This window comes from Acinetobacter sp. 12966, assembly GCF_031196995.1.
In the GTDB taxonomy this organism is placed as follows: domain Bacteria; phylum Pseudomonadota; class Gammaproteobacteria; order Pseudomonadales; family Moraxellaceae; genus Acinetobacter; species Acinetobacter geminorum.
Window position 1 is genome coordinate 88,513 of record NZ_JAVIMC010000059.1, and the last position, 13,233, is coordinate 101,745.

Consider the following 13,233-nt stretch of genomic DNA (forward strand, 5'->3'; position numbering starts at 1 on the left):
GAAACAGAGTAAATTAGAAAGAAAAACCTTCTAAATTCAAGCTGTTTGTAGAAAGGGCAAGATCAAGACTAGAAGTTTGGTAATCTTGCTCACGTTGTTTAAGAATTTCTTTCGTAACGTGCCCTGCCGCGATTTCGCGCAAAGAAACTACAGTCGGTTTGTCGTTATCCCATTCTACAGTTGGCTCCATGCCTTGACGTGCCAATTGACGAGCACGTTTACTTGCAACGAGCACAAGCTCAAAACGGTTGTCTACATGATCTAAACAATCTTCAACGGTGACGCGTGCCATAAAAGTTCTCGTTCTGGAATGGTAAATTTGAACAGACTAAATAGTATAAAAGGCTTTCGATCTAGACTCAAGTTATTCCTGTTTTGGTTGAGGAGTAATCAAGTCCTGAATTAAAGCTTGATGACGTTTTGCTTGCTGAGATAGCACCAAACGGTTCGCTGTAATTACAGCTTCAAGCTCATGTAAGGCTTTATTAAAATCATCATTGATAATGATGTAATCAAAGTTCGTGTAGTGCTGCATATCTTCTACTGCACAGCTTAAACGATGCTCAATGACTTCAACTGAGTCAGTGCCGCGATTAGATAAACGCTGACGTAGATCAAATTGAGTTGGGGGTAAAATGAATATTTGTTTGGATTCAGGGAAAAGTTTGCGTACTTGTTCTGCACCTTGCCAATCAATTTCAAGTAAGACATCGTGTCCTTGAGCTAGCTGTTGTTTTACAGTAGCTTGAGAAGTGCCATAGTAGTTACCAAATACCTCAGCGTATTCGATAAATCCATCATGGTTGACTTGGTCTAGAAATTCATCTTTTGTAGTGAAGTGATAGTGAACACCATCTAACTCACCGGGACGTTGACCTCGGGTTGTATGCGAGACTGAAACATGTAAATTGCTCACACGGTCAAGCAGGGCTTTTACCAAAGATGTTTTGCCCGTTCCTGATGCAGCAGAAACGACAAACAATAGACCCGACATGATATTTTTCCTGATATGATAAAATATCTTCGCTATTGTAGTGTACCGTGCGTTTAAACTGAATAGTTTTAATTGCAAATATTCAAGAGAAATTCCCCTGTTTTATTAATTTTGAGGCTGTTATGGAAATTGTGTTAGCTAATCCGCGTGGTTTTTGTGCCGGTGTTGATCGAGCCATAGCAATCGTCAATCGGGCTTTAGAATGTTTCAATCCTCCTATTTATGTACGTCATGAAGTTGTACACAATAAATTTGTGGTAGATGACTTACGCCAAAGAGGGGCTGTTTTCGTTGATGAGCTGGACCAAGTGCCAGATGATTCAATTGTAATTTTTAGTGCGCACGGTGTTTCAAAAGCAGTTCAACAAGAAGCTGAACGCCGAGGTTTAAAAGTTTTCGATGCGACTTGTCCTTTAGTGACTAAAGTTCATATTGAAGTGACTAAATATGCGCGTGAAGGTACTGAAGCGATTTTAATTGGTCATGAAGGGCACCCGGAAGTCGAAGGCACAATGGGGCAATATGACAAATTAAAAGGCGGTGATATTTATCTGGTTGAAGATGAAGAAGATGTTGCTGCACTTACCGTACGACATCCTGAGAAACTTGCATTTGTAACTCAAACAACGCTTTCTATTGATGATACAGCTAAGGTTATTGATGCTTTGCGTGCAAAATTTCCGCATATTCAAGGTCCGCGTAAAGATGACATTTGCTATGCAACTCAAAACAGACAAGATGCTGTGCGTGATTTAGCTGAGAAGTGTGATGTCGTATTGGTTGTAGGTTCACCTAACTCATCAAATTCAAATCGATTGCGTGAGCTTGCAGAGCGTATGGGTAAAGCCGCTTACCTTGTAGATAACGCTGATCAATTAGAGCAGTCATGGTTCAATGAGACTTGTAAAATTGGTGTTACTGCTGGTGCCTCTGCGCCAGAAATCTTGATTAAACAAGTAATTCAACGTTTACAAGATTGGGGTGCTCAAGCACCGAAAGAATTAGATGGGCGTGAAGAGAACATAACCTTTAGTCTTCCTAAAGAATTACGCATTCATGTGACTCAAGCGTAAAGTGTGATGTATTTAACATACTGATTTTAAAAAATTAAACAGATAAGTGTTGATATGACAGTTATCTGTTTTTTTATACCCTTTATCTGCTTTGTATTTGTTTTGTAAACATGAGAAGTAAAATTTAATTAATAAATAAAAAATTTTAAAGTTTATTTGGGGTATGGGGATGAGGGTAATTATTCCGCAAGATGGGTTCACCTTGGTTGAGCTTATGGTGACGATTGCGGTCATGGCTATTATTGCGATGATGGCTGCACCATCTATGTCGAATTTATTAGAAAGCAAACGACTAGATGGAAACCAACGAGATCTAATCAATACTTTATCGGAAGCAAAGAACCAAGCCATACTTGGTCGACAGGATGTTTCTATTAATCTGAATTCAACAGCTTTAAATACTCCCACTTCCTTGAATTGGAAAGCTGATTCCAATAACAGTCTTGAGCTTAAAAATATCGCTGCTGACGGTACGCAGAGTTCGTTAACAGCGACGACTTTAACTTTTAATGCGAATGGGGTAATAACCAATATCACCCAAGACACACTTTTATCTATCTGTAATTCAAAAATAAATAAAAAGAAAATTCTTATTTTAACAAAGCTTGGCACATTAATTTTTAAAGCTGAGGAGACATGTTAATGCAGGGCTCTAAACAAAAAGCTCAAGTTGGGGTGGGTTTATTAGAAGTGTTGGTTGCCCTAATTTTAATTGCGATAGGGGTTTTAGGATATGTTGCCTTGCAAGTCCGTGCTATGGATGCTTCTTCAGAGGCATTAAGCAAATCTCAAGCGATTATGATCATGAGAGGATTAGCAGAAAACATTCGCGTAAATAGTTCTCAAGCTAGTCAGTATCCCGCATTTGTCCGTAGTTATAGCAACTATTCATCTACCACCGCAGCTCCTACGTTGTGTTTCAATGCAGCTTGTACACCTTCTCAGCTTGCCCAATTTGATGCATATCAAGCAGCAAGAAATGCTGATCAACTTGGCATGAAAATTACAATGACGAATTGCCCAGGGGTTACAAGCACAATGGCCCAGCAGAGGCAATGTTTGTTTGTTTTTTGGGGAAAAACCGCTCCAGTAATTACAACAAATGAGGGAGTCACTAGCGCGGATGTGTCGAGTTGTATGAGTACAAATGGTGTTTATGTCAATAATTCGAACTGTTTAATGATGGAGGCATATTAATGGCTCACTCATTTGTATCGTGGAAACAACGAGGCTTTACATTAATTGAGCTGATGGTGGCATTGGCTTTAGGTCTAATTTTGGTGGCCGCGGCGACTCAATTATTTATTGGTGGACTTCTATCAAGTCGTCTACAAAAAGCAAATGCTGAAATACAAGATAGCGGTATTTTTGGATTGGAATATATTGCCCGAGATATACGCCTTCTAAATTATGGGAATGTAACCAATCCAATATTAACTGATACAACCCCTTGGGGTGGTGTTGTATTAACTGGCTCCACTGCAACAAATAACAACAATGTTAATTTTGTCCCTAACGTTGGAACAAATACCTATATTGCTGACACATTACTCAGTCGTGGTGCCGGCGATACGGTGAGTACCGTGAGTAATCATTGGAAAGGTCTTTCAAATATACAGAATAGTTCAAATGCAGTTGTGCAAAGTGATCAATTGACTATCCAATTTATTGCGCCTACGAATATGACCAATTGTGAAGGTGTGAATGTACTTGCAGGAGATTTAATTGTAGAGCGTTATTTTTTACGTCTGGATAGTAATGGTAGTTCCCAGCAAGATTATGCTCTTGCATGTGATGCAAATACTCCCTCAGCTGTAGCCACAGCTCAACCGACCACTATTGCTGGGTTGGGCGACGCTGGTCAAATTGTATTGCCGCGTATTGATCATTTCCATGTTCTGTTTGGTGCAAAAAATGCGGCTGGCAATTTTGCTTATTATACCATTCCCCAATATCGCGCTGCTGCACAGGCTGCACGAGATGCCACACCATCTGTGATGCCGCCACGAATTCTTTCAATACAAATATCTGTATTAGCGCGCTCTACTAATAATGCTCAAAGCAAAGCAATAGATCCTGAGCAATCTTTTTTTATGTTAGATCAAACCGTGCATGCTTCTGATAATACAACTCGATTCTTACGCCGCACTTATAACTTAACAATTGCTCTACGCAACGCGATGGGGGAAAGTCTATGACCCATTTAATTCATAAAAGTAGGTCTAAAGAAAAAGGGGCAACCCTTATTGTTGTACTTATTATTTTATTGATTGTTATTTCTGTAGGTGTTTTAGCAATAAGAGTGGCTATTGTTTCTTTAAAAGTTGCTACGAATAGCCAAGTTAGCCAATTAAATTTTCAGTCATCTGACACACCTTTAGAACTCATTGTGCAGATGAATCCTACCACCCTAACTAATATTACCAATGTGATTGGCGCCGCGCTTAAAGAGCATGAAAGTAACCCAGGCGCAGAATACAACTTTTGTTATAAGCCTGTTTCTACAGCAACAAATTTTGCTCAAACCAGAGGTGCAAGTTTACTTCGAGCAGGAAGTGCCAATAATGCGGTTGTCGAAGATGGCGGAGTGGCGGGTTTTTGCAATTTAACAACTGACTATGGAAGTAATCGTCAAGCAGTGGTTACCCAAGTTGCTGTAAGTGTTCCAACAGATGCTGCTAGCGATATCCCAGGTTCAAATTTACCACGAGGAACAAACACCTCGGAAGGCACGCAACTTCCTAAAAGCATGTTGTCTACGCAACGTATTCGAGTGATCACAACTGCGTTTTTACCAGCCTATGCTTCTACCTCTATTGAAACTTTACAAAGAGATTGCTTAAGCACGAGTTCGGCAAAAATTAGTGATAATTTTGATACCGCATTAACGGCTAAACAAACATTGGCGGAGTGTTTGGCAAATCATAACGTGCCTTTTAGTACTCAAGTTCAAGAATTTAACTATACCAATAAACTCACTCAAATTACGGCACCAGGTTCATAACGGGGAATATCGTGAAAATAAAATTGAAGAATTTTAAGCCAAATAATTTATGGTATGCCATCTGTTCGAGTTCGGTTGCTTTTACATGGCTAATGACAAGCTCCGTTGTGCAGGCGAGTGATTTACAAATTTATGCTTCACCTACAGCTGGAAAAAAAACCATTGTGATGATGTTGGATACATCAGGAAGTATGACTAACAATAGTTATGGTGAAAACCGTCTGGCCATGCTTAAAAATGGTATGAATGCTTTTTTAGCAAGTAATAATCCTGTTTTAAATGATACTCGTGTGGGGTTGGGAAATTTCTCTGCAAATGGTGATAGCCGAAGTGGACAAATTTTGGTGGCCGCTGCTCCCTTAGGGGACGCGAGTACTTTAAATACAGTGGGTTCTCAGCGTTATAAATTAAAACAGGCTGTTGCAAATTTAACTGCTGGCGGGTCAACGCCTTCGGCTCATGCTTATGCGGAAGCCGCTGCTTATTTGATGGGTACAACGACTTATTCAGAGGTGAATTATGCTATCCGAAAAGATAGCTATATAAAGCGTGTGCGAAAATCTGATAATAGAACGGAATACTCATATTGTACGAATTATCGTGATTCACAAATCGATACCACAAATCTATGGCAACCTTGTCGCTCTGATAACTATTGGAGTAACTGGTCAGCTTCTAATCCGGGTGTGGATGCGGCAACTGCTTATGATACTTCGTCGGATTGGACCTATTCTTATACTTATTACTACACCACCTTTAATTATGCTGTAGCAAATGCAGATAGTGGTATCCCAAAATCAAAATCAAACGATACAGCTAGCAATCCGAATATTGTTGTAGATAGAAATGCCTCTAATTTAAATGCTATTTACCAATCTCCTTTGCCAGCGGTGGCCAATCGCCAAAGCTGTGATGGGCAGGGTATTTATTTCTTGTCAGATGGGGAACCGAATCGAACAACAAATACACGTTCGGCAAGTGTCATGTCGACTGCCCTAGGCAGTACTTTGGGAGCTGATTTTACTTGTTCTGGAGGTTTATCTAACACGACAGCAGACTCTGGTTGGGCCTGTATGGGTGAGTTTGCAAAAAGATTATTTGATAAAACAAAAAACCCAGCTGGAGTTTCTATTCAAACAGCATTTGTCGGTTTTGGTAGTGACTTTTCTAGTTTAAGTTCTTCTGATGTAAAAAATGCCTGTCGTTTAAGTTCGAGAACCCAATCTGATCGTAAAAGTGATGATAATTGTTCGCCGAATCAGACCACAAATGCGGTCGCTGCACCTGGTTATGGAAATGGAGGATTTTTCCCTACCCAAAGTGCGCAAGGTGTAACAGACAGCGTTATTGCATTTATTAATAACTTAGATAAAGTTCCTTTAGAACCTTTAACCACAGGTGCTATCTCAGTTCCTTATGATGCATTAAATCCTAAAAATTTACAGGAATATGGTTACTTACGTGCTTTTGAGCCAAACCCAGCTAACACCTACTTAACATGGCGAGGAAATTTAAAGAAATATCATGTTGTTTTATCGGGAACAAATGCTGGTGCTTTTGAAGCTAATACTGGTGGGTTGGTTTACAACGCAACTGGAGCATTTAGAACGGCTACAAAAGATTATTGGAATAGCTCTACTTATAATGATGGAGGTAAAGTCTTTTTTGGTGGTTCATATGCAAAAGTTCCTTTACCAATTGCGGGACAAAATGAAACACGTGATGAAGAAGGAAATATCACAAAATATTATTACGCAGTACAAACTAAAATCCGCAACTTATTTACTGATGTTTCTGCCGTCGCATCAGATGGTAGCTTAACGAAAATATCGACTTCTGGAACTAATTTGCTAAAAATTCCAGCTACTCCACCAGAAGGAACTGATCCTTTTGATAGTGTGGCTAATACAGCAAGTTATGTTTTAGGAAAATTTAATCCATCAACTGGACAAGATATTTTAAAAGCTTTCCCAATTAGCTTGAAATTAAAAATATTAAATTATCTAGGTTACTCAACTGATATTAGCGCTACGACTTTACCTTCGTCATTAGTTACATCGAATGAACCCTATTTATCGATGGGCGGTAGCATTCACTCTTTACCGGTACAGCTTACCTATAATGGAACATTAGATGAAAATGGGAATTTAACATCTGCGCGTGAACAATCCATTCTCTATGGAACGATGGAAGGTGGTCTGCATATTGTGGATGCCTCAACAGGGGTAGAACAAATGGCTTTCGTTCCCGCTGATATATTAAATGATCCCGTTGCATCAAAAGCTTTAGTGGTTGGCCAAAGTGATGCCTCAGCTCCTGCTCACGGTATGGATGGGGCTTGGGTATCTGACCCTGCATATAGTATTACTACAACGGGAAGCGGTAGCTCAGCAGTATCAAAAGTAACTGCAAAGCAAATGAATATTTATGGTGGTATGCGAATGGGGGGCAGCAGCTATTATGGCTTAAATGTCTTAAATCCTGCTTCACCTAAGCTCCTGTTTAGAGTAGGAGCAGATCAAACTGATTATAGTCGTATGGGGCAGAGTTGGTCTAAACCTGTACTTGCAAATATACGTTATAACGGGGTTATTAAACGGGTTATGATTGTTGCTGGTGGCTACGACCAATGTTATGAAAACCCGAATATTACTTTGAGTAACTCTTGCTTTACGAATGGAAAAGCAAAAGGAAACGCTGTTTATATTATTGATGCTAAAACTGGGCAGCGCTTATGGTGGACTAGTGATACAGGCTCTAATATAGATAACTCTAATATGAAGCACAGTATTGTTAGTCGCATTAGTACCTTGGATCGAGATGCTGATGGTTTGGTAGACCATTTATATTTTGGCGATTTAGGCGGGCAAATTTTCCGTATCGATCTTAATAATAACCAGACAAAAACAAATTCAACTTATAGCAGTTTCGGGGTGCGAGTTGTTCGATTAGCTAATTTAGCAACGAATGACTCAACTTATGATGCTTCGAATGACTATACCGCTGGGAATGCGCCGCGTTTTTATGAACCGCCAACAGTGACAATTCACGATTACGGAATCCGCACTTTTATTACTGTAGGTATTGCTTCAGGTGACCGTAGTACACCTTTAGATGTTTATCCGCTTACAGGTCGTGAGGGGATGTCACCGAGCACGGCATTAAGCGGAAGACCTGTAAACAACGTTTATGGAATTATCGATAAAGACTTTATTAAAAAGAATTTAATGACTTTGACTGATAGCCAACTTGAAACAAAAGATATTACTCGATCGACGCTTCGAAAAAATCCACAAATTTTACGATCTGGAGAAACTCGAGTAGCACAGATTTTCTTTCCCAACACTGGGGCGGGACAAAATGGTTGGTATCGCTCGCTTTCTAGTATGAGCGATGGTACCGAGAAAGCTAATAATAGTTTCCGTATTAAAGGTGGGCTAAAAGCTTTTGAAGAGCCTATGGCAATTACAGGGACTTTAATTGTGCCTGTTTATGACCCGCAGGGAACAGGTATCGTAGCGGCAGACCCATGTTTACCCCGTGTAGTAGGTGAAACCGATCAACAGACTTACTGTTTACCATTTGGTGCCTGTCTTAATTCTGATGGAACGATTAATCGTGATAAAGAAGAGGATAGCGGGTTTCAAACACAAACGGGTAGTAACTGCCCAGCAGGAGTTTCTGAATGTAATAAAAACGTTATTGGCTCAGGTATCCGTGGCGTAGCATTTGTGCCAAAAAGAGATGAACCTCCAGTGACTAATAGTTGTGGAAAATTACAACTGGCTGGAAACGAGAGTGGAACAGGCGAGTGGCAGTGTACAAGTCATTTAGTTCCTACGCGTTGGTATGAGCGTTATCGCTAAGGGATGACTGATGAATAAATATTATATTCTGCGTTTTAATCAGGGTGTTACCTTGATTGAGCTCATGGTTGTCATCGTGATTGTCGCTATTTTTGCTTCGATTGCTATCCCTTCATATCAAAGTTATAGCCGCAGAGCGACTGCCTCTGCTGCTAAAGGTGAAATTCTAAAATTGGCAGAACAGTTGGAACGACATAAATCCAAGAACTTTACCTATAGAGGATTTACGACCACATCTGTAACGTTACCACGGGGTGGTTATACAATTGAAATTAGTGATGATACGACGACAGGAAATTTATTGACGAATGCTGCTGCAAATGGGCAAACATGGGTCATTAAAGCGACAACTACAGATTCAAGAAACTTTAATTTTATTGCTAAGAATTCAGGTTTGCGTTGCCAAAGTTTAACACCTACGGCTGTTGATAATGACTGTGGTGGAACAGTCACTTGCAATGTATGTGAAACAAATAGTGAGAATTGGCAATGAAGAATGGTTTTACCTTAATAGAACTCATGATTGTAGTAGCAATAATTGCAATTTTAGCAGCTATAGCGACACCTTCGTATTTGCAGTATTTACGCAAAGGACATCGTACAGCTGTTCAATCTGAAATGATGAATATTGCCCAAACATTAGAATCAGAAAAAGTAGTTCACAATCGTTATCCGTCGAATGCGACGATTACTTCGATTTATGGGTCTAGTGTCAGCCCTCAACAAGGCCAAGCCTTATATAACTTAGCTTTTGCTAGCATAACTGATTCAAGCTGGGTGTTAACTGCTACACCTATTGCTACTAGTTCTCAAGCTGGTGATGGGATCATTTGTCTTAATGATCAAGGTCAAAAATTTTGGGCAAAAGGTGCAACCGATTGTGCGTTATCTGCCGCATCAAATTGGCTACAGTAATTTTAAATTCAAAACTGCGGATAACTCAAAAAATAATCTTTCTTTCAGGGCGAAAATCACGTAGAATGTCGCCCTCTATGAAAGGGGTTTGAAGTGTTGCCGATGGTCGGCGCAGGGATAATCCGTAAGAATTATAAGGCTTTTATCATGGTTGTTATTCGTTTAGCACGTGGCGGCGCAAAAAAACGTCCATTCTATCAAATCGTTGTGACTGACAGCCGCAATGCACGTGATGGTCGTTTCATCGAGCGTATCGGTTTCTTTAACCCGACTGCACAAGGTCAAGCAGAAAAACTTCGTTTAGATGCAGACCGTTTTGCTCACTGGGTTTCTCAAGGTGCTCAACCTTCTGAACGTGTTGCTTCTTTAGCTGCTCAAGCTAAAAAAGCTACTGCATAATTTTTGTAGTAGGTAGCCCATGACATCAACACAGAATGTTCCCGAAGATCGTATTCAGATTGGACAGTTACGTTCAGCTTATGGATTGAATGGGTGGCTCTGGGTGTATTCAAATACAGAACCTATGAGCAACATGTTTGACTACCTGCCTTGGTACATTGAGACCAAGGCCGGTTGGCAAACAATAGATGTAAAACGTTGGAAACCACATGGCAAAGGCCTGGTTGTTGCGTTGAAAGGTGTGAGTGATCGCACTGGAGCGGAAAGCTTGGTTGGCGCTAATATCTGGATTGCTAAGTCTCAACTGCCAAAAGCAGATGTAGATGAGTACTACTGGTCAGATTTAAAAGGCTTAACTGTGTTAGGTCTTGATGAAGAAGAACAGGAAGTAAACTTAGGGAAAATTCATGAGTTGTTTGAAACTGGAGCTAATGATGTGATGGTGGTACATGCTACCCCAGACAGCATTGATTCAGAAGAGCGCATGATTCCTTGGCATAAAGATGTAGTACAACGTGTTGATCTTGAAGCTGGTCGTATTTACGTCAATTGGGGCGTAGATTATTAATCCTTTTAGGATTAATACAGCAGGAAAATAGAGGAGTCTGTGATGTTTTTTGCAGTCATTACGCTTTTTCCTGAAATGTTTGAAGCGATTACAGCCTACGGCATCAGCGGACGTGCGGCAAAACGAGATATTGTACAAGTCACTTGTATTAATCCTCGTGATTTTGCTGAGGGAAACTACAGAAGAGTGGATGAACGTCCATTTGGTGGTGGCCCCGGTATGGTGATGATGGCTGAGCCTTTGGCGAAAGCAATTTCATATGCCAAACAGCTTGCCTCACAAGCAGGACATGTTAATGTCCCTGTGGTGTATATGTCCCCACAAGGCAAAACCTTAAATGAACAGGCAGTACAGCAGTTTGTCGATTATGACGGCTTAATCGTACTGTGTGGACGTTATGAGGGAGTAGATGAACGTTTGATCCAGCATTATGTTGACCAAGAATGGTCAATTGGTGATTATGTTTTATCTGGTGGTGAACTGCCCGCTATGGTGTTACTTGACAGTATTATTCGCCGTTTGCCGAATGTAATGTCAGATGAACAATCAGCAGTACAAGATTCTTTTGTTGACGGTCTTTTAGATTGTCCGCAATATACAAAGCCTGACCATTTTGAAGGGCTGGATGTGCCAGAGGTATTAAAATCTGGACATCATGGCAATATTGAAAAATGGCGTTTTTTGCAGCGATATCAAAGAACTCTAGAGCGCCGACCAGAATTGGTTGAAAACGTAGAGTTGACTAAGCAGCAAAAAAAATGGCTAAAAGATACGCAAGTGAATAACGGTAACTCTTAATCGTTATTCTCAAGAACGAAAGTTCTGCAACAAGACGAGAAGCAATGCTTCGAGTTAAAACATAATTCTATTTAAACAATAGTTTTATGTAAATTTAAAGGCTCTTTATAGACATATTGTCGTAAAGGGAAAGATAAACGGGTTGATATGCGATTTAGCCTCTATCCCCAGCGGAAATTCAGACCTCTTCTGACTCCGCACATATTGGAGATTCCCACAATGAGTGGTAAACATCCTTTAGTTCAAGCTGTTGAAAATGCACAGTTAAAATCTGATATCCCTGCTTTTGCTCCTGGTGACACTGTCATCGTTCAAGTAAAAGTAAAAGAGGGTGATCGTGAACGTCTTCAAGCATTTGAAGGTGTTGTAATCGCTAAGAAAAACCGTGGTTTGAACTCTGCGTTCACAGTACGTAAAATTTCTAGCGGTGTTGGTGTTGAGCGTGTATTCCAAACTCACTCACCAGTTGTTGCTAAAATCGAAGTGAAACGTCGTGGTGACGTTCGTCGTGCTAAACTTTACTACCTTCGTGACTTGTCTGGTAAAGCTGCACGTATTCGTGAAAAATTACCAGCTCGTAAAGCGTAAGCTTATAGCGAGTAAAAAAATGCGCCTTTTGGCGCATTTTTTGTTTAAAAACTATAGTCCTTGAAGTTTCAGACGATTTGCATGTTGACGGTAAACCGAGACAGGATCGGAAGCAAAAATAGAACGTATACCAAGCACTTGGTTCACTTCATCTAAATGATTCCAGTTGTAATCATCACGAATTGTTTTACCAAATTTGGCACTGCATCGGGAAACAAGTCCATCATTATCACCAAATGGATCGACCACTAAACTGCTGCCTGTAAGAGCAATATCAAATGGATCTAATGGGTTGGTCAGCGCTTTATTCCCCGAGAAAGAATACATATAAATGCCTTTCTCTTGATATGCTCCCTCGCCACAAGACGTAGTTGGTATACCCATAGGGAACTGAGCATTAAATTGAGCTGAACCTTGAGTTGATAAGCTATGAGCACCTGCTAAAGAGTCGTGAGGATAGCTTGTTGGGTCTAGTCCTCCTGCCCAAGTAATTGCTGCTGAAAACCAGTTTACTAATGTTGCTATTCCAGACAGAGGAGTACCCTCAACTTTCAGGATAACATCTGCCATTGGTGATCCCTTATGAGGTGCACCTATCGTGGTGAGTGAGGCAACTTTTTCTGGTATGACACCGGCCACATAACGAATTGTCGGGCCCCCATGACTATGACCGATCAAGTTGACTTTAGGCTTACCAGTAATGGCAATAATCTCTTCTACTTGCTGGGCAAGTTGTTCACCACGCACTTCTGTTGAGTTAAAAGGTGACACTCTGGTTGCCCAGACATTTCCTCCATTACGAGCAAGATCCGGAAGGATTTGGTACCAGTAATCGAGACCAAGTGTATCTGTTCCAACTCGGTTAAAACCTGCCATACCGTGGTTAAAAACCAGTGGATATTTGGTTTGTGCGTAAGATGAATAAACGAACGAGTTTTTAACTTGTTCAGCATTTGTGGCATGGGCTGCTGAAATACTCAATCCTGAGAGTATTGCAGCGCAAAAAAACGTTAACTTCCTTTTCATTT

At 40.5% G+C, this 13,233-nt stretch carries 15 protein-coding genes; 12 read left to right on the plus strand and 3 right to left on the minus strand.

Annotation, left to right across the window (positions count from 1 at the left end; genetic code table 11):
- Positions 1–13: 13 nt before the first annotated feature.
- Both rpoZ and gmk read right to left on the minus strand, forming a co-directional pair.
- On the minus strand, positions 14–292 hold the full coding sequence (gene rpoZ, locus RFW85_RS08980) for a DNA-directed RNA polymerase subunit omega (RefSeq protein ID WP_002116990.1): 279 nt from the start codon (positions 290–292) through the stop codon (positions 14–16).
- A gap of 72 nt (positions 293–364) precedes the next feature.
- Complete coding sequence (gmk, locus tag RFW85_RS08985) at positions 365–994, minus strand: guanylate kinase (protein WP_005804544.1); 630 nt, start codon at positions 992–994, stop codon at positions 365–367.
- Positions 995–1,116: 122 nt separating this feature from the next.
- On the opposite strand from gmk, the gene ispH reads away from it, so the two are divergent.
- The 12 genes from ispH (at position 1,117) to rplS (ending at position 12,205) form a co-directional block, all read left to right on the plus strand.
- Positions 1,117–2,067 (plus strand): 4-hydroxy-3-methylbut-2-enyl diphosphate reductase, encoded by a 951-nt coding sequence (gene ispH, locus RFW85_RS08990; protein ID WP_002116992.1) that lies wholly within the window; start codon positions 1,117–1,119, stop codon positions 2,065–2,067.
- A 169-nt stretch (positions 2,068–2,236) separates the two neighbouring features.
- Complete coding sequence (locus RFW85_RS08995; RefSeq protein ID WP_309171438.1) at positions 2,237–2,710, plus strand: GspH/FimT family pseudopilin; 474 nt, start codon at positions 2,237–2,239, stop codon at positions 2,708–2,710.
- The gene (gene pilV / locus RFW85_RS09000; RefSeq protein ID WP_078219781.1) at positions 2,704–3,264 is read left to right on the plus strand and encodes a type IV pilus modification protein PilV; all 561 of its coding nucleotides are present in this window, start codon (positions 2,704–2,706) and stop codon (positions 3,262–3,264) included. Before RFW85_RS08995 ends, pilV begins: the two co-directional genes overlap by 7 nt.
- Positions 3,264–4,265: a PilW family protein gene (locus tag RFW85_RS09005; protein ID WP_032057268.1), complete on the plus strand. Its 1,002-nt coding sequence runs from the start codon at positions 3,264–3,266 to the stop codon at positions 4,263–4,265. Before pilV ends, RFW85_RS09005 begins: the two co-directional genes overlap by 1 nt.
- Positions 4,262–5,071: a PilX N-terminal domain-containing pilus assembly protein gene (locus RFW85_RS09010; protein ID WP_005067126.1), complete on the plus strand. Its 810-nt coding sequence runs from the start codon at positions 4,262–4,264 to the stop codon at positions 5,069–5,071. Before RFW85_RS09005 ends, RFW85_RS09010 begins: the two co-directional genes overlap by 4 nt.
- Before the next feature lie 11 nt (positions 5,072–5,082).
- Entirely contained in the window at positions 5,083–8,937 is a 3,855-nt protein-coding gene (locus tag RFW85_RS09015; RefSeq protein WP_309171439.1) for a PilC/PilY family type IV pilus protein, read from the plus strand.
- Positions 8,938–8,947: 10 nt separating this feature from the next.
- Positions 8,948–9,430 (plus strand): type IV pilin protein, encoded by a 483-nt coding sequence (locus tag RFW85_RS09020; protein ID WP_309171440.1) that lies wholly within the window; start codon positions 8,948–8,950, stop codon positions 9,428–9,430.
- Complete coding sequence (locus RFW85_RS09025; protein ID WP_170249170.1) at positions 9,427–9,852, plus strand: type IV pilin protein; 426 nt, start codon at positions 9,427–9,429, stop codon at positions 9,850–9,852. Before RFW85_RS09020 ends, RFW85_RS09025 begins: the two co-directional genes overlap by 4 nt.
- 147 nt (positions 9,853–9,999) lie before the next feature.
- Positions 10,000–10,251 carry a 30S ribosomal protein S16 gene (gene rpsP / locus RFW85_RS09030; RefSeq protein ID WP_000260334.1) on the plus strand — a complete coding sequence of 84 codons (252 nt, stop codon included), beginning with the start codon at positions 10,000–10,002 and terminating at the stop codon, positions 10,249–10,251.
- A 19-nt stretch (positions 10,252–10,270) separates the two neighbouring features.
- Positions 10,271–10,819, plus strand: coding sequence for a ribosome maturation factor RimM (rimM, locus tag RFW85_RS09035; RefSeq protein WP_002116736.1), 549 nt, complete (start codon positions 10,271–10,273; stop codon positions 10,817–10,819).
- Positions 10,820–10,861: 42 nt separating this feature from the next.
- The gene (trmD, locus tag RFW85_RS09040) at positions 10,862–11,617 is read left to right on the plus strand and encodes a tRNA (guanosine(37)-N1)-methyltransferase TrmD (RefSeq protein ID WP_170249168.1); all 756 of its coding nucleotides are present in this window, start codon (positions 10,862–10,864) and stop codon (positions 11,615–11,617) included.
- A 219-nt stretch (positions 11,618–11,836) separates the two neighbouring features.
- A complete protein-coding gene (gene rplS, locus RFW85_RS09045) occupies positions 11,837–12,205 on the plus strand; it encodes a 50S ribosomal protein L19 (protein WP_002116654.1) in 369 nt (122 codons plus the stop codon).
- Between the two features lie 51 nt (positions 12,206–12,256).
- Here the strand turns inward: rplS and RFW85_RS09050 are convergent, their stop codons facing one another.
- Positions 12,257–13,198: a triacylglycerol lipase gene (locus RFW85_RS09050; protein ID WP_309171490.1), complete on the minus strand. Its 942-nt coding sequence runs from the start codon at positions 13,196–13,198 to the stop codon at positions 12,257–12,259.
- Positions 13,199–13,233 lie beyond the last annotated feature (35 nt).

Bases quoted from the DNA above. Each gene is read 5' to 3' on its own strand.
- rpoZ (WP_002116990.1), bottom strand. From the start codon at position 292: ATGGCACGCGTCACCGTTGAAGATTGTTTAGATCATGTAGACAACCGT.
- gmk (WP_005804544.1), bottom strand. From the start codon at position 994: ATGTCGGGTCTATTGTTTGTCGTTTCTGCTGCATCAGGAACGGGCAAA.
- ispH (WP_002116992.1), top strand. From the start codon at position 1,117: ATGGAAATTGTGTTAGCTAATCCGCGTGGTTTTTGTGCCGGTGTTGAT.
- RFW85_RS08995 (WP_309171438.1), top strand. From the start codon at position 2,237: ATGAGGGTAATTATTCCGCAAGATGGGTTCACCTTGGTTGAGCTTATG.
- pilV (WP_078219781.1), top strand. From the start codon at position 2,704: ATGTTAATGCAGGGCTCTAAACAAAAAGCTCAAGTTGGGGTGGGTTTA.
- RFW85_RS09005 (WP_032057268.1), top strand. From the start codon at position 3,264: ATGGCTCACTCATTTGTATCGTGGAAACAACGAGGCTTTACATTAATT.
- RFW85_RS09010 (WP_005067126.1), top strand. From the start codon at position 4,262: ATGACCCATTTAATTCATAAAAGTAGGTCTAAAGAAAAAGGGGCAACC.
- RFW85_RS09020 (WP_309171440.1), top strand. From the start codon at position 8,948: ATGAATAAATATTATATTCTGCGTTTTAATCAGGGTGTTACCTTGATT.
- RFW85_RS09025 (WP_170249170.1), top strand. From the start codon at position 9,427: ATGAAGAATGGTTTTACCTTAATAGAACTCATGATTGTAGTAGCAATA.
- rpsP (WP_000260334.1), top strand. From the start codon at position 10,000: ATGGTTGTTATTCGTTTAGCACGTGGCGGCGCAAAAAAACGTCCATTC.
- rimM (WP_002116736.1), top strand. From the start codon at position 10,271: ATGACATCAACACAGAATGTTCCCGAAGATCGTATTCAGATTGGACAG.
- trmD (WP_170249168.1), top strand. From the start codon at position 10,862: ATGTTTTTTGCAGTCATTACGCTTTTTCCTGAAATGTTTGAAGCGATT.
- rplS (WP_002116654.1), top strand. From the start codon at position 11,837: ATGAGTGGTAAACATCCTTTAGTTCAAGCTGTTGAAAATGCACAGTTA.